At 59.1% G+C, this 21,171-nt stretch carries 16 protein-coding genes and 1 tRNA gene; 6 read left to right on the top strand and 11 right to left on the bottom strand.

The features are described 5' to 3' along the window. Positions 1 to 41: 41 nt before the first annotated feature. A complete protein-coding gene (locus WMQ00_RS08170; protein ID WP_340440868.1) occupies positions 42 to 1,133 on the top strand; it encodes a hypothetical protein in 1,092 nt (363 codons plus the stop codon). A gap of 27 nt (positions 1,134 to 1,160) precedes the next feature. Here the strand turns inward: WMQ00_RS08170 and selB are convergent, their stop codons facing one another. From selB to WMQ00_RS08155, 3 genes are all read right to left on the bottom strand, one after another. Next, positions 1,161 to 2,933 carry a selenocysteine-specific translation elongation factor gene (gene selB, locus WMQ00_RS08165; RefSeq protein ID WP_340440867.1) on the bottom strand — a complete coding sequence of 591 codons (1,773 nt, stop codon included), beginning with the start codon at positions 2,931 to 2,933 and terminating at the stop codon, positions 1,161 to 1,163. After that, on the bottom strand, positions 2,934 to 4,250 hold the full coding sequence (gene selA, locus WMQ00_RS08160) for an L-seryl-tRNA(Sec) selenium transferase (RefSeq protein WP_340440866.1): 1,317 nt from the start codon (positions 4,248 to 4,250) through the stop codon (positions 2,934 to 2,936). A gap of 25 nt (positions 4,251 to 4,275) precedes the next feature. Then, positions 4,276 to 4,370: transfer RNA gene (locus WMQ00_RS08155), tRNA-Sec, on the bottom strand. A gap of 179 nt (positions 4,371 to 4,549) precedes the next feature. Between WMQ00_RS08155 and selD the strand changes: the two genes are divergently transcribed. Then, positions 4,550 to 5,533 carry a selenide, water dikinase SelD gene (gene selD / locus WMQ00_RS08150; RefSeq protein WP_340440865.1) on the top strand — a complete coding sequence of 328 codons (984 nt, stop codon included), beginning with the start codon at positions 4,550 to 4,552 and terminating at the stop codon, positions 5,531 to 5,533. A gap of 186 nt (positions 5,534 to 5,719) precedes the next feature. Here the strand turns inward: selD and nrfD are convergent, their stop codons facing one another. Genes nrfD through pcp form a run of 4 tightly spaced genes read right to left on the bottom strand, consistent with a single transcriptional unit; the run spans position 5,720 to position 11,792 of the window. Further along, positions 5,720 to 6,835, bottom strand: a complete 1,116-nt coding sequence (gene nrfD, locus WMQ00_RS08145; RefSeq protein WP_259824407.1) for an NrfD/PsrC family molybdoenzyme membrane anchor subunit — start codon at positions 6,833 to 6,835, stop codon at positions 5,720 to 5,722. After that, positions 6,832 to 7,890: a 4Fe-4S dicluster domain-containing protein gene (locus WMQ00_RS08140; RefSeq protein WP_023021864.1), complete on the bottom strand. Its 1,059-nt coding sequence runs from the start codon at positions 7,888 to 7,890 to the stop codon at positions 6,832 to 6,834. The genes nrfD and WMQ00_RS08140 overlap by 4 nt, the downstream gene beginning before the upstream one ends. Continuing rightward, on the bottom strand, positions 7,891 to 11,157 hold the full coding sequence (fdnG, locus tag WMQ00_RS08135; RefSeq protein WP_259824408.1) for a formate dehydrogenase-N subunit alpha: 3,267 nt from the start codon (positions 11,155 to 11,157) through the stop codon (positions 7,891 to 7,893). A gap of 47 nt (positions 11,158 to 11,204) precedes the next feature. After that, a complete protein-coding gene (gene pcp, locus WMQ00_RS08130) occupies positions 11,205 to 11,792 on the bottom strand; it encodes a pyroglutamyl-peptidase I (RefSeq protein ID WP_340440864.1) in 588 nt (195 codons plus the stop codon). A gap of 358 nt (positions 11,793 to 12,150) precedes the next feature. On the opposite strand from pcp, the gene WMQ00_RS08125 reads away from it, so the two are divergent. Further along, positions 12,151 to 13,512 carry a dicarboxylate/amino acid:cation symporter gene (locus tag WMQ00_RS08125; RefSeq protein WP_340440863.1) on the top strand — a complete coding sequence of 454 codons (1,362 nt, stop codon included), beginning with the start codon at positions 12,151 to 12,153 and terminating at the stop codon, positions 13,510 to 13,512. Between the two features lie 63 nt (positions 13,513 to 13,575). Here WMQ00_RS08125 and WMQ00_RS08120 read toward each other — a convergent pair whose 3' ends face one another. From WMQ00_RS08120 to ychF, 4 genes are all read right to left on the bottom strand, one after another. Beyond that, the gene (locus tag WMQ00_RS08120) at positions 13,576 to 14,505 is read right to left on the bottom strand and encodes a PRC and DUF2382 domain-containing protein (protein ID WP_301732720.1); all 930 of its coding nucleotides are present in this window, start codon (positions 14,503 to 14,505) and stop codon (positions 13,576 to 13,578) included. Between the two features lie 513 nt (positions 14,506 to 15,018). Beyond that, complete coding sequence (locus tag WMQ00_RS08115; RefSeq protein WP_316331034.1) at positions 15,019 to 15,930, bottom strand: cation diffusion facilitator family transporter; 912 nt, start codon at positions 15,928 to 15,930, stop codon at positions 15,019 to 15,021. A gap of 222 nt (positions 15,931 to 16,152) precedes the next feature. Then, positions 16,153 to 16,686 (bottom strand): type 1 glutamine amidotransferase domain-containing protein, encoded by a 534-nt coding sequence (locus WMQ00_RS08110; protein WP_340440862.1) that lies wholly within the window; start codon positions 16,684 to 16,686, stop codon positions 16,153 to 16,155. A gap of 128 nt (positions 16,687 to 16,814) precedes the next feature. Further along, positions 16,815 to 17,900: a redox-regulated ATPase YchF gene (gene ychF, locus WMQ00_RS08105; RefSeq protein ID WP_023021872.1), complete on the bottom strand. Its 1,086-nt coding sequence runs from the start codon at positions 17,898 to 17,900 to the stop codon at positions 16,815 to 16,817. Positions 17,901 to 17,947: 47 nt separating this feature from the next. Between ychF and WMQ00_RS08100 the strand changes: the two genes are divergently transcribed. The 3 genes from WMQ00_RS08100 to WMQ00_RS08090 form a co-directional block, all read left to right on the top strand. Further along, positions 17,948 to 19,417, top strand: a complete 1,470-nt coding sequence (locus WMQ00_RS08100; protein ID WP_023021873.1) for an AI-2E family transporter — start codon at positions 17,948 to 17,950, stop codon at positions 19,415 to 19,417. Positions 19,418 to 19,453: 36 nt separating this feature from the next. Continuing rightward, positions 19,454 to 20,524: a DNA recombination protein RmuC gene (locus WMQ00_RS08095; protein ID WP_248099033.1), complete on the top strand. Its 1,071-nt coding sequence runs from the start codon at positions 19,454 to 19,456 to the stop codon at positions 20,522 to 20,524. Positions 20,525 to 20,585: 61 nt separating this feature from the next. Continuing rightward, positions 20,586 to 21,171: DUF6542 domain-containing protein (locus tag WMQ00_RS08090; RefSeq protein WP_340440861.1), on the top strand; the 586-nt coding region annotated here is incomplete at its 3' end.

The raw sequence follows: 21,171 nt of genomic DNA, 5'->3' as shown, positions 1-21,171 counted from the left end.
CAGCATTGTTTACCGGCCTTAAACCTTGGGAGTGACTTTCTATGGCGCTTTACCCGCTCGCGACTAGTTACTTCGGCGTGGAGCATGTCGCAGTCCTTGAGCACCCCGTGCTGGGCACCGCGTTGAGCATCCCCGGCGTGGCCGAGCACGCAGCGCTTGTCGATGTCTCCCTAGAGCCCGATACCTACACCAACGGCTGGCGCATCCGCTCAGACTTCGGCTTTTTAGGTTTTTTGGATGAGGTAGAAGCCGCGGAATATCCCGCCCTAGAGCGTTTGAAAAACTCGTTTGCCCAGCCACAGACTAGTGCCACAGTGGAAGTAGTAGACGGCAAGGTGGAGGTTGCCGTGTCCCTCGGCATGTGGCCGTGGATGGTTCCTGTCAATGACCAGCCCCAAGGAACCGCGCTGTTAGCCGGTGGACGAGGCGTGCTTATCGACGTCGCCGCCGGCGACCTTTCCTCACCCCAGCTTCAGTGCATGGGTACGCAACAATTCTTCGTTACCCTGGAAGACCTTTCCGGTACGGCTGTGGCTACCTGCGACGATATGGTTCTCGGCCCCTGCGGCGATATCGCCTCGCTGCCTGGTCTGCGTGCCGCATTCGAGGCTGCTAGTGCCTCCGGAGCGGGGCTGTCCGCCCGTGCCTACACGAGCCACGGCATGCTCGCAGTCGATATCCCCGCTGATACGGCCACCACCGAGGAAATCTTCTCCCCCGCCGTCCCACCATTGCGCGTGCCTGCTCCCCAACCTGCAATTCCTGCCGCCGCACCTGCATCCATGCCCACACAGCCCGAAGTCTGGGATCACACAGTATCCGGCGAGACCATCGTCACTGCACTTCCCACGGGCTCGCGTCGTCCGCAAGGACCGCACGCGCAGCCAGCCGCACCCGCTGCGCCTTCCCAGACGGCTTCGCCACAACAAACTGCTCACTCGGCCACGCCGCCTAAAGCCAGCGCCAAGCTTGCAGAATTGGTCTCCTCTGTCCCAGGCGAGCAAAGTTTTAGTTGGCGCGTGCTCCCGGTAGCTGAGGAACCTGGCCGTTTTTCTTCCGAATCCGCGCGCGTGCGGGCTCGGCGCGTAGCACGCGAGACTTCCCACCACCGCGGAGGAAACCACCGCAAATAGCTACTGGCCCCAGCCAAAGTGTCCTTGCTAGCGCAGGGTTCTGCAGCCTCCCTCCCCGCGGCGAGTAATCCGCTGGGCATCTAAATATTCCAGGAGCGGAATGGCTACCCGTCGCGTCGTCCCCAAGGCCCGGCGGGCAGCAGAAAGCGTGAAGGGCTGTTCCAGCTCGGCCAAGTTCCGACGCGCTTCCTCTGGTGCCGAGGGCAAAAGCACGATGCCGGGCTGAAGACGCAACAGGCGCCCAGCGCGCTCAGCGGCAGCAAGCTCCTTGGTACCCAGACCCAGCTCCGCTAAATCATCTGCCTCTGGTGCCGCAAAGGGTGACGCTTTAAGTCTCTTCTCGATAACAGCAATGCCCTGCTCAGCCGCGCCGAGATCCACCCGTTGCCCAGGCAGACGAAGCACTCCCTCACTGCTTTCTGCCTTCGCAGCGGCGATCGCAAGCCCTAGCAATCCTTCGTCGCGCATGCCGAGGGCATCCATGGCCGCCTTGCGAGGCATTCCCGGCGCCAAGGGATGTGCGGCAGCGTGGGCATGCAGAGCATCGTTGAGTGCTTCCTTCCACCGTGTTACCTGGGAAGCGGCTATCCACCACTCGCGGAAGGCGATGATGCCTGCGGGTGGCGCGGCAGTATCGAAGCCATCGCGGGCGAGGTCATCCAAGCGGGCGTAGCCGACGCGCCACAGATAGGATGCAGGATCCCTAAATGACTCCTGCGCGCTGAGTTCTTCTGCGCGACGGCGAGCGGCACCGCGACGGTTAAGCTCCGGCGGGCGGAGATCTACTGCTTCTACCCCGGCGACGACGTGGCGGCCGCCGGGGCTGCGGACGACGAAGCGGTCGAGGAGCTGAAGGGGCAACGGATGAGCCAAGCTAAGGCGCGCGAAATCGGACGAAAGGGGCCGCAAGTGGCCCTCTACCCCGGCGGTTCCGGTATGGACGACGAGGTTATCCGGCAGCCCATCGAGCTCGGCGCCAAAGGTGCGGCGAATATCGAGGTGCTCCACCAGTCGCCATGCGCCCAGGCTCAGCACTACGTCGCCGCGATGAATCTCGGCGGCATCTACTCCCCGCAGGTTGACGGCCGCGCGGGTGACAGGGCCAAGGGATTCCTGTGCACGATTTTCGCTGTGCAGTCCCCGAATCTCCACCGTCTTTTCGCCCTCAGCTGTCACCACCTGCAGGCTATCGCCTACGCGCAAGCTGCCCGCGGCGAGTGTTCCGGTGACCACGGTGCCCGCTCCCTTTACGCTAAACGCACGGTCGATCCACAGGCGCACTGGGGCTGTCGGATCGGGAGCAGGTACTTCAGCAAGCACATCATCCAGCGCCCGCCGCAGCTCTGCAATGCCTTCGCCGGTAGGGGCGGAGACGGGGATAATGGGGGCGTCGGCAAGCGGGGTATCTGCCAGCTCCGCACGGATCTCGGCGGTGCGATCTACGGTGGCGCGGTCGCTGCGGGTAAGTGCGATAATTCCATGCTCTACGCCCAGTGCCCGCAAGGCATCGCGATGATCGGTGGACTGGGCTTGCCACCCCTCATCAGCTGCCACCACGAAAAGGACCACTGGGGCCGGGCCTACGCCGGCAAGCATATTGCCCAAGAATTTTTCATGGCCAGGCACGTCCACGAAAGCCACATCTGCACCAGAGGGCAAGGTGGTCCAGGCAAATCCTAGGTCAATGGTGAGCCCGCGGCGCTTCTCTTCTTCCCACCGGTCCGGGTCCATCTCCGTAAGTGCGCGCACCAAGGTGGACTTGCCATGGTCTACATGGCCGGCGGTAGCAACGACGTACACCTAGCCCACCGCCTTAATCGCGGCAATGACCACGGCGTCTTGGTCTGCGGGAACGCAGCGTATATCCACTAAGCAGTTGCCCTGATGCACCCGGGCTACCACCGGTGGTTCGTGGTGGCGAAGTGCTTCCGCAAAGTGTTCTGGCAGGCTAACTGCATAACCGGGTAGCGGGTATTCGGGCGCCCCGCCACCGCCCACGCGGCCATCGTGGGGCACTACATGCGCACCGACTGCCTCCGCTATCGCTTCCGTGCGCGCGCGATGGGTCTCCCGGTCCAGATGCAATGCATCTTGCACCGCATTCGAAGGCGTGGAAATGGCAGCCTCCAAGGCGTTGAGGCGCAGCTTGTCTATACGCACGGCGCGCGCAAGTGGGTGCTTTTTCACCGCAGCAATCGCCTCCTTGGTACCGAGCAAAATTCCTGCCTGCGGGCCGCCGAGTAGCTTATCGCCGGAGGCAATGACGATATCGGCGCCGGCGCGCAGCTGGGCCTGAATATCTGGTTCCTCTGGCAGCGCGGGATCATGATTTAGTAAACCAGAACCCAGGTCCACAATGAGCCGCGTATGGTGCTGCGCTGCTAGGCGGTGCAGCTCATCCACGCCGACTGCGGAGGTAAAGCCCTCAATGCGGAAGTTAGAAGGGTGCACCTTCAAAATGGCGCCGGTATTTTCCCCCAGCGCGCGCTCATAATCGGCCAGATGCGTGCGATTAGTCGCGCCGACTTCCTTGAGGCGCGTGGCCGTAGACTCGATGAGCTCCGGCAAACGAAAGCCCGCACCGATCTCAATAAGTTCGCCGCGCGAAATGATGACGTCTTTGCCCGGGGCGAGTGCGGCAGTGGCCAAGAGCAAGGCACTGGCGCCGTTATTGACCACGAGGGCATCTTCTGCACCGGGACAGGCCGCAAGCAGCGCAGCCGTGGCGCCAGCTCCGCGGTTTTTCGAGCGCTTGCCGGAATCAAGGTCCATTTCCACATCCGTATATGAGGCGGCGTCATGAAGGGCCTCTACTGCCGCTCCCGGAAGAGGGGCGCGCCCTAAGTTGGTATGGATGATGACGCCGGTGGCGTTGATGACCGGCCGCAGGGAATGCACCCTCTTCTGCCCCAGGCGCTGCGCAATTTCTGTGGGGATATCGTTGATAGGCAGCTCGCCGCGGCGTGCTTGGGCAACTGTGCGCTGAATAAGTGCCCGAATGGTGTGCTCGGCAAGGCGCTGTCGCGCGGCTTCTACTTCTGGCAGCTGGAGCAGCTCATCCATGCGGGGAATATTCCGACGGGGATCGGGGCTGGCTGCAGGGGTGGGCGTGGGCACTGTGGCATTCCTCCTTGCGCGCGAATGGCGGAGACGGACAGGAATCGAACCTGCCAGACCGAGATGCTCGGCCTCACCGGTTTTGAAGACCGGGGCGCCCACCAGGACACGTACGCCTCCGTGTGCTCACCTTACACGCGCGTTCCCCAGTGCCAATACACCTGTCACCCGCTACGCCTACCAAGCCCCTCGAAGGCGAAAACTCAGCGCCCTCTGCCCTATCGCCACACGTCGCCGCAAGCGGGTTTCCGCCCTAGCTTTACAGCCAGATACTCTCTGGAGATGAGTAAAATGGCGCTATGACCGAAGATATTAAACTCACCTCTTTCGCCGCAGGCGGCGGTTGCGCCTGCAAGATTCCCGCTGGCCAGCTTGAGTCTGCCGTCGAGGGCCTGATAGGCAAGGCCGACCCTAATGTACTGGTGGGCCTAGATGATGGCGATGATGCCGCGGCCGTCAAAATCCAGGATGGTCTAGCAGTTATTTCCACCGCGGATTTTTTCACCCCGATGCTCAATGACCCCTACGATTGGGGGCGAGTGGCTGCGGCCAACGCGCTTTCTGATGTCTATGCCATGGGCGGCACCCCCGTTACCGCCATCAACCTCGTAGGCTGGCCCAATGAAAAGCTCGGACTCGACGTGCTGCGCGAGGTCCTGCGCGGCGGCATGGACGTAGCCACCGAAGCCGGCATCTCTGTTACCGGCGGCCATTCCATTACCGCCCCTGAACCGCTCTATGGCATGGCCGCCACCGGTATCGTCGCCCCCGAAAAGCTCATGCGTAACGACGCCGCCGAGCCCGGCCTGCCCATTACCCTCACCAAGCCCATCGGCGTAGGCATCCTCAACAATAAACACAAGGCCACCGGCGAGGTATCCCAAGCCGCAGTCGATTCCATGACCACCTTGAATCGCGAGGCCGCCCGTGCCGCGGTGGAGGCGGGCGTGCGTGCGGCCACCGATGTCACCGGCTTCGGCCTGCTCGGCCACCTTTATAAGATGTGCCGCGCCTCTGGCATCGCCGCGGAGCTCGACTTTTCCGCTGTGCCCACCATCGACGGCGCGAAGGAGGCCTTGGCGGAAGGATTCATCCCCGGTGGCTCCCGCCGCAACCTCGACTGGGTACGCCCGCACCTAGAAACCTCCTTGAGCGAAGAAGAGCTGGTGCTGCTTGCCGACGCCCAAACTTCCGGCGGACTCCTCCTCATCGGCGAGGTCCCCGGCTACCCCGTCATCGGCCACACCACCGAGTGCACGGGCGATGCTTATATCAAGGCCTAAATTTTCTCCTCCCCAGCGCCCCTAGCCGCGCTGGGGGTGATGGGGTGTGCAACCGAGGGGGCATCGCCAAGCGCATGCTCCCCTCCCATTCGGGTCCACCGACCGGCACTTTTATTGCTCCGCAGCCGAGCAACAACGCAGGGAAGATATCGGCGCGGAACTCGCTCCCGCCCTACAGGAGGTGGACTAGTCCGAGCTCACCACATCGTGGTCGAGACCCTGCTCGCGCCGGCGCTTTTCCGCCCGGCGCTTTTGCGGGCCGATGGTAGTCTCCGGATTTTTCACTGCTTCTAGGCCGGCGTTGAGCACACCAAAGCGGGTGCACGCCGATCCTGCCAATAGCGATAGCCCCGCGGCCACCGATACCGCGCGGGACTTTGTGGCCGCAGCCAGCATGCTTCCCACGCCACCGGCCGCAATGAGGCATTCCGAAGCCTTCATCAGCGTGCCCGGCTTTCCCTCGTGCAGAGCCTGGCGCGGCTCCGGCTCCATGCCTTCTTCCAAGACCTTGGTCGCCGCTAGATCGCTGGCCGCGGCGGCCATGCCCGACACGCGGGCAGGACCTGCGTGCTCGACCGGGGTGGTCACCATAGCCATTCCTGATGACGCCGCCGCTGCCGAGGAAACAAAGACATACGGCAGGTGCTTTTTCATGTCATTCCACACCGGATTCGAGGTATTCGACAGCAATACCGCGGTATATCCCGCCAGCGGACCGCCGAGCACTCCCGCGACTGCGCCTGCCGGTCCAGCAGCTTTCTGCAGCGCCGTGCGCACGAACTTAGGCAGGGGCAGCTTATGTCCAGTCGCTGCATCCACTTCCGCTGCGGCCGGCAGCGCGGCCGCGCTCGCGAAGCCCGACAGGATCCACGATCCCAGAGACATCGGCGAGGTCACCTTGAAGACGCGGAACATATTCAGCGCGCGCTCCGGGCGGCCCAAATCCAGAATCAAAAAGACTGATCCCGCGGCCGCCGCGCCAAAGGCAGAAAGGCGGGTGGTACGACGCAGCGGTGCATTGCCCACGGCCTGTGCGCCGGCGGCCAAAAGCCCTGATCCGCCACTGACGCCGCCCAAGAAGAGATACGCACCGATTGGCCATTCCCACGGCGGCGCCTTAACCACTGGCCGGCCGTAGTAGGACGAGAACTCGAAATCCTGCGCCATGCGCTCTTCTTTGGAACCATCCTGCGCGCCCGCGCCTGGGCGCTTGCGCTTCTTTTTAGGCTTGGTGCCATCAAATTTCCGGTAGCGGTTACGACGCTCCGGCTGCGGCGGGCGGTACTCATCAAAGTTGCTCATTTACGTCCCCCAATCAGGAAGGAACCGGCCACGGCCAGCGCCATACCGCCGATAGCCTTCACTGCGGTCTTATACATCTGCGGCAAATCCGCCGTCGGCACGCGTGGATCAGGCGGAAGCCCATAGACCTCTGGCGAATCCAAAAGCAAGAAGATGGATCCGGTTCCACCGACACCATCGTCTTGATTAGCACCATAAAGCCGGGCCTCGGTAATCCCCTGCTCGTGCAGTACCCGCACGCGTTCCTTGGCGGCTGCCACCATCTCCTCATAAGGGCCAAACTGGATGGAATCGGTCGGGCAGGTCTTAGAACACGCTGGCTGCTCGCCCTGCTTCAAGCGGTCATAGCACATAGTGCACTTCTGGGCCACGCCCAAGTTCTTGATCGGCATCGCCTCGCCCGGTGTATGGTCCGGGCCTTGCGGGGCAAGCTGCTTGAGCTTTTTCAACACGTTGACGCCAGCATGGGAATTATCGACGTAATCCACCGTGGCGGTCTTGTCATATTTCAGCGCCACACCGCCATCATCGCGGCGTTCAATGACACCGAACGGGCAACCGGCTACGCATGTCCCGCAGCCATTGCACACGTCATCTTGCACTACCACAGTGCCAAATTCGGTGCGAAACAGTGCGCCGGTAGGACAGACATCAAGGCAACCTGCATGCGTGCAGTGCTTGCAGACATCCGAGGACATCAGCCACCGGAAGGTATCGGTATCTGGCGGAGTGGTATCAACTTCTTGCGGCTGCGCCCCGACCGAAGGCATGCCCAAAGAAATGAGCTTCTTTCCCTCCTCGCGGGCGTGCTCGATACGGTCATTATTTTGTTCCACGAAGGCCACGTGCCGCCAAGTATTAGCGCCCAGCGCACCGGTGTTGTCATAGGAATCACCGGTGACGTCATAGCCTTCTACCGGATTGCGGTTCCACTCCTTGCACGCCACCTCGCAGGCCTTACAACCAATACAAATGGAGGTATCGGTAAAAAAGGCCATGCGGCGGTACTTATCGTAGCCGTGCCGGCTCGCGTTCTCGGTCAGTAGATTTGTCATTTACTTACCTTCTTCGCTTTCCTCGCCCTTCTCGCCGGGCGTGTCCGCATCCACGGGCTGCTGCGGCTCTGGGTTATAAGTGAAGGAATCATCCACAGTGAGCAGATCATTACCGGAATCCAGATTCAGGTGCGCACGCTTCTGGTACTCCTTGAGCATCTCCACACGGGCCTCACCACGAGGACGACGCCCCGGCTGGATATCGCAGGCGCCAATCTTGGAATTCTGAATGAATACGTTCGGCTCCAGCGTGAGGCCCAGCAAATCATTGGCACCATCGCCAGCTACGGCTGTGGAATCGGACTCGCCATAGTGATACGGCAAACCGATTTGGTGGAACTCCTCACCGTTGATCTTCATCATCTGCATGCGGTCAGTGACCAAGACCTGCGCCTCAATCACGCCGCGAGGCGAGACGATGGTGGCCCACTTTCCATTTTCTAGCCCACGCTTTTCTGCCAAGGCTTTATCAACCTCGCAGAATAGGCCCGGCTGCAACTCCGCCAGATACGGCAAGCGGCGCGACATCGCGCCCGAGGTGTACATCTCCGTGAGGCGATACGTGGAAAAGACGAACGGGAAAACCTCAGAGCCCGGCTCGCCCGGCTCGGGGCGCGACAGGTTATCTGGACGCTTAATGGTCAGACGCGTCGGCGACTGCTGCTGCTTGTACAGCACATTGTGTACCGGGGACTCGTGCGGCTCATAGTGGGTGGGCAAAGGGCCGTCGGAAAGCCCGGTCGGCGCAAAGAGCCAACCGCGGCCATCAGCCTGCATGATGAAGGCATCGGTGCCATCGAGGGCGTCCGGCCCCACGGCGTCGACCGGAGCCTTGTAGTCAGGGACCTTATTTACCTGGAAGTCCGGCACGTCATCGCCAACCCACTTGCCCTGGTTAGCATCCCACCACACATACTTCTTGCGCTCCGACCACGGAGTGCCATCCGGCTTCGCCGAAGCGCGGTTGTAGAGCAGGCGGCGGTTTGCCGGCCACACCCAGCCCCACTCCGGAGCAACCTCATTTTGCTCCGAACCAGGAACCTTGCGCGCGGACTGATTAATACCATCCTTAAACACGCCAGTGTAGATCCAGCAGCCACCCGAGGTGCTGCCATCATTTTTCATCTCCACGAAGGCAGGCAAAAGCTCGCCCTTCTTCGGGCCCTCAAGGTAATAGCCGTTGATTTCCTTGAGGACGTCCTCAGAATTCGGCTCGCCTTCCTCGGTTTCCACGTAATCCCAGGTGACCTTCTGCAAAGGCAGATCACGGGGATCAGTGGAATCGCGCAGACGCTCCTTAATCTTCTTGCCCAACTGGTAGAAGAACCACAGGTCACTCTTGGCGTCACCTGGCGGCGGTGCCGCTTGGAAACGCCATTGCAACATTCGCTGGGTTTGGGTGAAGGTACCGGCCTTTTCCACGTGGGTTGCCGCCGGCATCAAGAAAACCTCGGTACCGATATCTTCGGTCTTGAGCTCGCCGTTTTTAATCTCCGGCGAATCCTTCCAGAAAGAGGCAGTCTCAATCTCCTGGAAATCGCGCACAACCAGCCATTTAAGCGCTGCCAAGCCACGGCGCTGCATGCCGCCATTAGACTGCGCCACTGCCGGATTCTGGCCGAAGACAAAATAGCCTTCCACCTGCTCATCCAGCATTGCCATGAGCGTTTCATAGGTCGAATGCGCACCAGAAATACGCGGCATGAGGTCATAACCCCACCCGTTTTCCTTGGTCGCTGCATCGCCCCAGTAGGACTTCATCAGCGAGACCGCATAGTTCTCTCCGATCTGCCAGAAGCCTTTCTGCGACTCATTGCGGATGCCATCTACATACTCAGGCCAGCTTTGCTGGTCGACGCTTGGCATCGGCAAATACCCCGGCAGGGAGTGGAACAGGGTCGGAATATCAGTAGAACCCTGAATAGACGCGTGTCCACGCAACGCCATAATGCCCGAGCCTGGTCGGCCCACATTACCGGTCAGCAGCTGCAAAATTGCCGCGGTACGAATGAACTGCGCACCCAGAGTGTGCTGAGTAAAGCCCAAAGCATAAGCAAAGCACGTGGTGCGATCCGGCGTGGAATTCTGTGCAATCGACTCCGCAAGGTAGTAGAAGTCCTCTTGCGCAATACCGCAGGTCTCCTCCACTATCTCAGGCGTATAGCGTGCGTAATGGCGCTTGAGAATCTGGAAAACCGAATTGGGATGCTCCAGCGATTCATCGCGTTCCACATTCCACGACGCACCCTCGGGCTTCTGCACGTACTGCCACGAATCCGTGACGTATTTTCCGGTCTCTGGGTCATAGCCAGAGAACAAACCATCTCGATCCTCGGTGTCTTGGTAGTCCTCCGAGATAATCATCGGCGCATTGGTATACGCCACCACATAGTCATGGAAGTACAGCTCATTTTCCAGCAGATAATTAATCACTGCACCCAATAGCACGACATCCGTGCCACCGCGAATACCAATGTGGCGATTCGCAAACGCGGACGTACGCGTATAGCGCGGATCCACGTGAATGATGCGTGCCCCACGCTTTTTGGCCTCTACTACCCACTGGAATCCCACTGGGTGGCACTCGGCCATATTAGAACCCTCAATGACGATGCAGTCCGCATTCGCCATATCCTGCAGCGGTTGGGTTGCGCCGCCGCGTCCAAACGAAGTTCCTAGACTAGGAACGGTGGCGGAGTGTCATATGCGCGCCTGGTTCTCGAGCTGTATCGCACCGGCTGCGGTAAACAGCTTCTTAATGAGGTAATTTTCCTCATTATCCAAGGTCGCACCGCCCAAACCGGCGATGCCCATCGTGCGATTGAGGGTGCGGCCCTCATCGTCGACATCCTGCCAACCGTTGCGACGCGCCTCCAAGAAACGATCCGCAATCATCTCCATCGCGGTATCTTCATCAAGGTCCTGCCACTGCGAAGAATAAGGCGCGCGATATTTAATCTTGGTCAGGCGCGTAGCGGAGTTAATGAGCTGCTCCGACGCAGATCCCTTCGGGCACAATCGCCCACGAGAAATGGGCGAATCCGGATCACCCTCTACCTGGATGACACGGTCATCTTTGACATACACGCGCTGCGAGCAACCGACCGCGCAGTACGGGCACACTGACTGCACCACGCGGTCCGCTTCCACGGTGCGTCCATGTTTATCCTTGCTCTTTTGAGACTGCGTATTGACGTCCCTGCCAAAGGGATCGCCGCTGCGCAGCTGGCGCACAACCGGCCAGTTGAGAGGGCTAAAGCGAGACATATCCATAAATCTATATTTCGCTGGTTCAAAAAGCCACAAAGGCTACCCTAACTAGCCTGCACCGCCCAGAGTGCCCGCTTTATCCCCTCGACTACCTCAGCTAGCGCCATCATGGGCTTATCCGCTTTGTTCTGCTCCTCAATATAGGGAACATGTACAAATCCCGCGCGCACCTCCGTCCCTGCGAAGTGATGCAGGAGACCATACAGGAGCTGATTGCACACGAAAGTCCCCGCCGTATTCGACACCCGCGCCGGACAATCATCCATCGCCGCGACCATTTCCTTTACCGGTAGCGTGGAAAAATACGCCGCTGGGCCACCCTCCACGACCGGTACATCCACTGGCTGATAACCCGCGTTATCAGGAATCTCGGCATCCATCACATTAATGGCGACCCGCTCCGGGGTGATATGTTTCCGGCCGCCTGCCTGTCCCAAGCACACAATTGCATCGACTGATGATTCCCCTGCGAGTGCAATTACTCGGCGCAGGGATTCCCCAAACTTGGTCGGAATCACCGTCTTGACAAGCTCCGCTCCCCCAACCTCCTCAGGTAATAGCTCCAGCGCTTGTTCTGTAGGGTTAATGCTTTCTCCGCCGAAGGCGTCAAATGCAGTCACGAGGATTTTCATGCCGCCAGTATTCCAGAAATCGCAGCCCCTCCTCGCTCTGCACCTCGCGCTCCGCCCTTCCCCCCCCCTCCGCCCTTCGCGCTCACCAGCAGCGTAAAGGTGATGCTTCCACCCCGCTCTGGTGAGCGCCGAGGGCGCCCACCGCAATTCCTCCTCCCCCTCGCGCTCAGTGGGAAAAGAACCCCAAGTATTAGGAAGCCACCCGGTGAGCGCGAAGGATGAGGTCGCAGCCACAGGAGAATCCCCACGTCTTGTGCCTAAAGACGTCGAAGGAATAAACTGAGCGAAGTTGAAGTTGAACAGGACAGTATCTGAAAACTAGTCCGATCTGTCCATTTTTATTTTCAAAGGAACCTTTATGTCTCAACAGGAATCTTCGCGCTCTAGGCTCCCAGGCTGGGCCACAGGATTCGGCGCGCAAGTTATTGCCGGCCTTATCATCGGCCTCATCTTGGGTTTCATCGCCTCCGGCATGGATACCGACCCAGACAATCCCGGTTGGTTGACCACCCTGCTCACGGGAGTCGGTAGCGCCTACGTCCAGCTGCTCAAGGTGATGATCCCGCCGCTGATCTTCGCCGCTGTTGTTACCTCTGTCGCCAATTTGCGCAAGGCGGCTAACGCGGCTTCCCTGGCGATTTCCACACTGGTGTGGTTCGCCATTACCGCACTCTTCTCTGTCTTGATGGGCATTTTCGTTGCCGTCATTATGAAGCCGGGCGTCGGCACGAGCGTCGATGCCGCCACTGCGCAGGATCCTTCCCACGTCGGCTCGTGGACCGCGTTCTTTGAGCAGCTTCTGCCACAGAACTTCGTAGGACTTTCTGCCTCGTTTTCCGACGGCGAAGTATCCCTCAGCTTCGGCGCGTTACAACTGCTTGTCATTTCCCTGGCCATTGGTATCGCCGCAGTCAAGACCGGAAAGTCCGCCGAGCCGTTCCTGCGCTTTACCGAGTCCTTCCTCAAGGTCATCCAGGTCATCTTGTGGTGGATCATCCGCCTTGCACCGATTGGCACCGCCGCCCTTATCGGTAAGGCAGTAGCAACCTACGGCTGGGACGCCTTGGGCTCGCTGGGCAAGTTTGTGCTGGCCATGTACGTGGGCCTTGGTCTGGTTTTTGTCGTGGTCTACCCCGCCGTACTGAAGTTCAACAAGATTCCAGTCATGGGCTTTTATAAGCGCGTTTGGCCGGTCACCTCGCTGGGCTTTGTTACCCGTTCTTCCATGGGTGTCATGCCAGCTACCGAGCGCTTTAGCGAAAAGGCCATGGGTGTTCCCTCTGAATACGCTTCCTTTGCCGTTCCGCTAGGAGCAACCACCAAGATGGACGGCTGCGCATCCGTTTACCCGGCCATTGCAGCCATCTTTGTTGCCCAGTTCTACGACATTAACCTCGACTTCACCCAATACCTGCTCATCATCTTTGTTTCCGTCATTGGTTCCGCTGCTACCGCAGGCACCACGGGCGCAACGGTTATGCTCACGCTGACGCTATCTACACTTGGCCTTCCGCTGGCTGGTGTCGGTCTCCTGCTGGCCATTGAGCCGATTATTGACATGGGACGCACTGCACTCAACGTCACCGGACAGGTACTGTGCGCCACCGTCGTTGCTAAACGTGCCGGCATCCAAGACAGGGCAACCTGGGACGCAGCAGAAAGCGGCGTCAAAGACATTATGGATTCTGACTCGGCCGCAGCCATCGGTGCCAAGGCTTAAATAAGCCCTCAAACATAATAAACGCCCGCAAGGAAAACCTTGCGGGCGTTTAGCTATGCGCTTTTACTTCTTGAGGCCATCAACACCATCGGTGTCGATCTGCTCCTTGCGCAGCTCCTCGGTGTGAGTCTCGGTGTCGCGAACGGTGTCCTTCTTCAGGTTGATCTTCTCAACCGGAACGGTTTCCTTGTTCACGTTAACCTGCTCCTCGTGCAGGGTGACGGAAGCTTCCTCAGTGTCACCGGAGATGGTGCCGTTGTAGTTCTTGGCATCTTCAGCGCTGATCGGAGTGCGCTCAACGCTGACCTCTTCGCGCTCAACCGGAACCTCAACGGTCTCGGTGTCGGTTACAACGTACTTGCGCAGGCGAGCCTCGCCGGTAGCCACACGCTCCTTATTGACGTTCATCTGCTCCTCAGAACGGATGAGCTCGCCGTCATTGTTGGTGTGCGCAGCTGCGGTGTTCTTGGAAGCAGCGTCATCGGCAGCGCCAGCCTTACGCTCAGCAGCAGCCGCATCAGTGGTGTGGGTAGCTTCCTTCTTCTCGTTAGCGTGTGCACCAGCAACGCCTGCACCAGCGCCAGCAACGCCGGCGCCTGCGGCCAAGTTGTGGTCCTTGTCAGCGCCAGCCTGAACGTCGCGCTTGGAGTCCAGGTTGGAGTCCTTGTAATCGGTAACGTCCTGTGCATTATCCAGGCCGTAGTGCTTGAAGATATCGGACTGTGCCTCTGGGGTCAGCGGCTTATCGGAATCGAAGTCTGGGGCGTCCTTGATGCGGTCCTTGGAGAAGCCCAGCTTCAGGTCATCGCCGGAGAAGTCGTGACCGCGCAGCGGAACGAGGCTGGAGTTCATACCGAACAGGCCGTGGTTAACCTCAACGAAGGTAGGCTGGCCGGACTGGTCATCAACGAATACCTCGTTAACGTTGCCCAGCTTCTCGCCGTCCTTGTCGTATGCGGTTGCGTTAAACAGATCCTTAATGTTCTTACCCATTGTCAGTAAATCCTTTCTGCTATTGGTATAGCTCTCTTCAGCCAATCAAAAGGACATATTCTTGCCCCCACATGTGGAATGCGGGGGTGAGAATCGCTATTTGCTTGGTGTGACAACCACCATACGGAGAATTCAAAATTTTTCGACCGCCAGCAAGAAATTTTTGCCGTTTTATTCACCCAGAGAAGACTTCATGCAGCTCAGAGCAGTCAATAACATTTTCATAACGTTAAGAATTCTGCACCATAAATGGCCCGAATCTAAAAAATAGATGTCGTTTCACGACCCCGCAGCGCCGTAGTCAACACCCTCCACTTTCTCCAAATCATTCGAGACTTACCCCACCCCCAAAAGGCGGTGCCACTAAACCCACAGAGTCCTTTCAGAAGGGTGTATGCTTTCTGCGGAAAAGCACAGGTTATGTACAGGCCCCATTCACTCGAACGGGTCTACACACATGTCGGTCTAAAAAATCAGCCACAGTGACCGCCCGAAAACTTAGAAAATTAAGGCCTAGCGAAATAGGTACGGGCGGCGGTTTTCCACGCCCGCCGGCTCCACGTGAATGAACGCACTGCAGCCTGGATACAGCTCATCTAGGGCGATTTCCACGACGTCAGCAACCTCGTGGGAATGCATAACGCTCCACTCTCCTGGCACCTCCATGGTCAGGTAGACCAAGCGCTGACGGCCGGAAGCGACAGTACGCCGGTCCGTGAAGGTAACCGATTGCTCCTTTTCCAACCGGGCCAGCAGCTGGCGAATCTGCTGGCGCTCATCCGCGGGAAGTGCTTCAGAAAGCAAACTGCTCACGGAATCGCGCAGGAGGGTGTAACCAGTCCACAAGATATTGATACCCACAGCGAGGGCTACTACAGGGTCTAGCCACATCCAGCTGGTTAGGTAAACGGCGGCGATACCGACAAGGACGCCCACGGAAGTCCAGACGTCGGTAAGCAGGTGATGCCCATCCGCATCCAAGGTGGCAGAACGGTAACGTTTGCCGGCGCGGATGAGCGCGATACCCACCACCAGGTTAAGCACGGACGAAAGCGTCGATAATGCCAATCCCCAGCCTGCCTCCGCAATCGGCTGCGGAATAAAGAAGCGCTGGATGGCCGTATAGATGATCATGCCGGCCGCAATGAAAATCATCGCGCCCTCCACCAAGGCGGAGACGTACTCCGCTTTGCCATGGCCAAACTGGTGGTTATCATCGGCCGGCTTGGCAGCAATCCGGAGGGCATAAAAACCGGCGACGGCCGCCACGAGGTTCACTACGGATTCGAGAGCATCAGATAGGAAGCCCACCGAGCCGGTAAGCCACGCCGCCAAAGCCTTGAGAACGATGGTGGCTAAGGCGGCAGCGATGGAAAGCTGCATAAAGCGCTCAAGAATGCGCTGTTCAGAGGCAATTGAAGACATAGTCTTTCCCTTCGGTGCGGTTGCTGACCGAAGGTCTCGTTCGCGCCCGCGTAAATTGCGAACGCTGGCTGGCCGGGCTAAACGCCAGTATGTCGACCAGGCATCTCGGATCATCCGAGGGAACTACTCCCCTTCAGGAAACTAAAACCTTATAGGGGTAGGAACTCTGGCGCAAGATCAAAAAAGCCACGGGTGATACCCGTGGCGTGCAAGCGAGGAGCTTTAGTGCTGTCCCTCTGCAAACTCCTCAACCAGCTTGGCATTAAAGGCTGGCAGGTCATCGGGAGTACGGGAGGACACCAAGCCCTGATCGCAGTGGACTTCCTCATCTACCCACGTAGCACCCGCATTGCGCAGGTCGGTCTGCAAGGAGGGGAAGGACGTCAAGGTACGGCCCTTTAGAGCCTCAGCATCGGCCAAGATCCATGCACCGTGGCAGATAGCACCAAGCGGGAGATCCTTGCTCATGTGGTTGCGCACGATTTCTACTGCGGCCTTGTCCAAGCGCAGCAGGTCGGCATTGTCGGTACCGCCGGGCAAGATGATGCCATCGAAAGACTCGCCGGTGGAGTCAGCGGTAGCGGCGTCAACGGAAATCTCCGTTCCCTTCTTGCCGGTAATAGTGCCGGCCTTAGGGGCGATGACGCGCACGGTAGCACCAGCGTTCTTCACAGCCTCCAAGGGGGAAGCCAGCTCAGAGTCTTCGAAACCATCGGTAGCGATGATTGCAATGGTCTTGTTGTCTAGTTCAGCCATAATGTGACCTCCTATTGTTTGGGTACCTCGCCCACAATAACGCGGAAGATTCTCAATCGCTACAATTTCTCCGCCTGCGCGGGCAGTGCCTTCTCCGTTAGGAGGCCCATGACTTAGAAGACGCGGAATTAACCGCCGATCTTAAAGTCGCACACGTCGCCGTCTTGCATGATGTAGTCCTTGCCTTCTTGGCGGACCTTACCGTGCGCGCGAGCTTCGGCCATAGAGCCGGCGGCTACTAGGTCATCGTAGGAAACGATTTCGGCCTTGATGAACTTCTTTTCAAAGTCAGTGTGGATAACGCCGGCGGCTTGCGGGGCGGCAGAGCCCTGCTTGATGGTCCACGCGCGGGCTTCCTTCTCACCGGCGGTGAGATAAGTCTGCAGCCCCAGCGTGGCAAAACCCGCCTTGGCCAAAGTAGCCAACCCCGGCTCATCTTGGCCCACGGACTCAAGCAATTCGCGCGCTTCGTCTTCTTCCAGCTCAAGCAGCTCAGTTTCTGTCTGGGCGTCAAGGAACACGGATTCGGCCGGGGCGACGAGCTGGCGAAGCTCTTCCTTCTTTGCGTCGTCGGTAAGCACGGCCTCGTCCGAGTTAAAGACATAGAGGAAAGGCTTTGCCGTCATCAGGTGCAGATCGCGCACGAGCGAGAGGTCAATCTCGCCCTCCTTAGCTGCTGCGAAGAGGGTGCGGTCATCTTCTAGAATCTCCTGCGCCTTCTTGGTGGCTTCCACCTCAGCAGCCAGGTCCTTATTCTTGCGCGCATCTTTTTCAAGGCGCGGCAGAGCCTTTTCAATGGTTTGGAGGTCCGCGAGGATGAGCTCGGTATTAATAACGGAGATGTCATTGCGCGGGTCAACTTTGCCATCGACGTGGATGACATTGTCATCGGAAAAAGCGCGCACGACCTGGCAGATAGCATCTGCCTCACGGATATTGGCTAGGAAGGCGTTGCCCATGCCTTCACCCTGCGAAGCGCCAGAGACGATACCGGCAATATCCACGAAGGACACAGTGGCGGGCAGGATACGCTCCGAGTTAAACATTTCCGCCAGGTGGGTCAGGCGGGAGTCCGGCAGCTCCACCAGGCCCACGTTGGGCTCGATGGTGGCAAACGGGTAGTTCGCCGCCAGGATCTCGGAACGGGTCAGGGCATTAAACAATGTGGACTTGCCCACGTTGGGCAGGCCGACGATTCCTAGTGTAAGACTCACGGGGCCAATCCTAACTCACCCACCTTCTTTTAAGGCAAGATGGTGGGGTGAGTTCTGATAACCAACCGCTGCCCGAGGCTCCCAAGACGGGCCTGGGCGATAAGTTTGATGAAAGCTTCGATACCAGCAAGCTGGAGGATGTATCGCCACATCCGCCGGGCGATCAGGTAGATCGCTCTGTCATTGCCGGCGAGGTAGTTAAGTCTGCGTCCCTATGGGCGGTCCGCCTGCTCATCATCTGCGTTTTCCTCTACGCCCTCTACCGCTTGCTCGGCAATTTCTGGCAGGGCATCTTGCCAGTGCTTTTGGCCCTCATCATCTGCACCGTCCTAGCCCCAGTGGCTAAGAAGTTGCGCAGCATTGGCCTCCCCGCCGCGTTGGCGGCTGCCGTAACCATTTTGGTTTCTTTCACGGCAGTGGGTGGACTCATTTCCTTCGTTGCCCCGGACTTCATGCGCCAATCCCGCTCTTTGTACTTGCAGACGGTCTCCGGCATCCAAAGCCTGCAGCTCTGGGCACAGGGCCCACCCCTTAACCTCGATAGCGAGGATATGAGCAGCTACATCGATGAAGCGGCTTCCTGGCTGCAGCAGCGCGCTGGCGCCATCGCGGGTTCCGTCTTTACCGGTATCGGCACCGCTACCTCCATCTTGGTCACCCTCTTCATTGTGTTGGTGCTGACCTTCTTCTTCCTCAAGGACGGCGCCAAGTTCCTCCCCTGGCTGCGCGATGCCACCGGTAAACGCGCCGGCTGGCACCTTACTGAGCTACTCACCCGCGCATGGACCACGCTTGGAGGCTTTATTCGTGCGCAGGCAGTTGTCTCGCTTGTCGACGCCGTCTTTATCGGCATCGGCCTCGCCCTCATCGGCGTCCCCCTGGCCATGGCTTTGGCAATCATCACCTTCATCGCCGGCTTTATCCCCTTCGTCGGTGCAATTGTGGCCGGTGCCCTTTCCGTCACCATCGCACTGGTGTCCCTTGGTATTACCAAGGCCTTGCTCGTTCTTGGACTGGTCTTGCTGGTCCAACAGCTGGAGGGAAATGTCCTTTCCCCTTGGCTGCAGTCCAAGGCCATGGACCTGCACCCCGTCATCGTCTTGGTTTCTGTGACCGTAGGCTCTGCGCTATTTGGCCTGGTGGGAGGTTTCCTCGCGGTTCCGGCAGCCGCGATGTTCGCGGTGGCCTATCGCTACAGCCAAGATATGATGAAGCTCCAGTCGGGCGAAAAGACCGCCGCGGAGCTGGACTTTTCCACCGTAGCTGGCTACCTCATCGGCCGTTATACGGAGGAACAAGGGCGCTATAAGCGCGAGGCGTGGCTTAAAATGCCGGACTACGCAGCCCCAGAAGGCGCAGTGGCGGACGTAGCCGCGGACGGCAACTCCAATTCCCTCGACGCTGCCCTCAACGTGGAATCCACCCCGAAAGAGCATGAGAAGCCCGGCGTGCGCTCCAACCTGCGCCGTGCCCGCGATGCCTTCGAGGGCCTTTTGAACGGAGATTCGAAAAAATAGTGGGCTGTGTCGGCTGTACGTGCCATGCTGGGTTCCATGACTTCCACATTGCCCGTGCTGCTACTTTTTATCGGCCTCACCCTCGGCGCGGTAATGGGTTGGTTGGCCCATTCCTACTCCGCTGCTCGTTCGGCGCCAAGTGCCGAACACCGCGCGCTGCAAGAATCGCAGCGTCGCCAAGCTGAGCTCCAGCCGCTGGAAAAGGCCATGGACCGCTTGGGGTTTCAGCTCCAAGAAATTGAGGAAGACCGCACCGCGCTGCTCGCTTCCCTTTCTAGCCAGGTCCAGGCGGTAACCCGTACCTCCTCTCGTCTGACTGAACGCACTGACAAACTTGTTAGTGCCTTGCGCTCGCCCAATACCCGCGGTCGTTGGGGCGAGGTGCAATTGGAGCGGGTGGTTGAAATAGGCGGCATGACCAAACATGTGGACTTTGACTGCCAGGTTTCTGCTCCGCTGGGTGGTCGCATCGTTCGCCCAGACATGGTTATCAAGTTGGCTGGTGGCCGCCATATCATTGTCGATGCCAAGGTGCCTTTTACTTCTTACCTCGACGCGCTGGAGACCGATGACCCAGAAGAACACGCCGGCTTCTTGCGCCGCCACGCACACTTGATGCGTGGCCACGTCCAAGCACTATCGCACAAAGACTATATTGAAGCGTTTCAACCTACACCCGAATTCGTCATCCTGTTTATCCCTGCAGATCCTTTCCTCGATGCTGCATTGTCAGTGGACCCAGAACTCATCGAGTATGCCTTTGAACGCAATGTAGTAATTGCCACCCCCAGCTCTCTTTTTGCCCTCCTGCGCACGGTGGCTATGGGGTGGCACCAAGAAGACATCTCAGCCAAGGCAAAGGAGGTTCAGCGCCTAGGGCGCGAACTGTACACGCGCCTGAATACACTTTCTGATCACTATGGCAGGGTGGGCCACAACTTGGAAAAGGCAGTCGAAGCCTACAATGCCACACTGTCCTCGCTAGATTCCCGGGTCGGCGTCACCGCCCGCAAATTGCACGAGATGGATATCCCAGGCCGCACAGACCGCACGCCACGGGAGCCCATAGCCATCGATACGTGGCCGCGCGGGCATTCGCCACTATAAATCCGGCGACTTAGTGCGTGGAAATAGCATGGGCAGGCACGAACCGGTAGGATCTTCCGACGTGTCACAAGCCAAGCAAAGAAAGTCTTCCGCCGCCCAAAGCTCTGGACTCCCCAGCATCACGCTGGGCACGGGCCTTGGGCTGCTCGCGGCAATTTTGCTCACCGGCGCGTTGATTTCCATCCTGATGGGTACCATCGGGTGGGCTTACCTCGCCTTCCTCGTCATCGGCTCGCTGCTGGTGGCGCTCATCGTAGAAGAACGCGGCCTCTTCCTCACGGTGGCTTCCATCCCCATCTTGTATGCCATCACGGTGGTACTGGCCGGATTCTTTATTACCAAGGCCAACTTGCCAGAGGGAGCATCACCGTTTTCCAAGACGGCTACCGTAACCGCAGCTTTCCCCCTTGTCCAAAGCTTTCTCTGGCTCCTCATCGCTTTAGTAGGCGCAGGAATCATCGGCTGGTTGCGATGGGTCCGCTACCGTAAGACGGCACGTCGCACCGCTAAAATGGAAACTTCCTCCCGCCGTTCCGATGCTGAGCAAGACCGCCGCAATCGCGCTGAGCGTTTATCGGTCGCTGACTTGATTGGGCGGCGGGGCGGGGGGGGTGGGTTTTGTTGGTCCGTTTGCCGGCGGGAGGGCC

The sequence above is a fragment of the Corynebacterium sp. KPL2825 genome, assembly GCF_037908445.1.
Lineage (GTDB): Bacteria > Actinomycetota > Actinomycetes > Mycobacteriales > Mycobacteriaceae > Corynebacterium > Corynebacterium kefirresidentii.
Note: the sequence above shows the minus strand (reverse complement) of the source record. Positions and strands in the feature narration are given on the sequence as shown.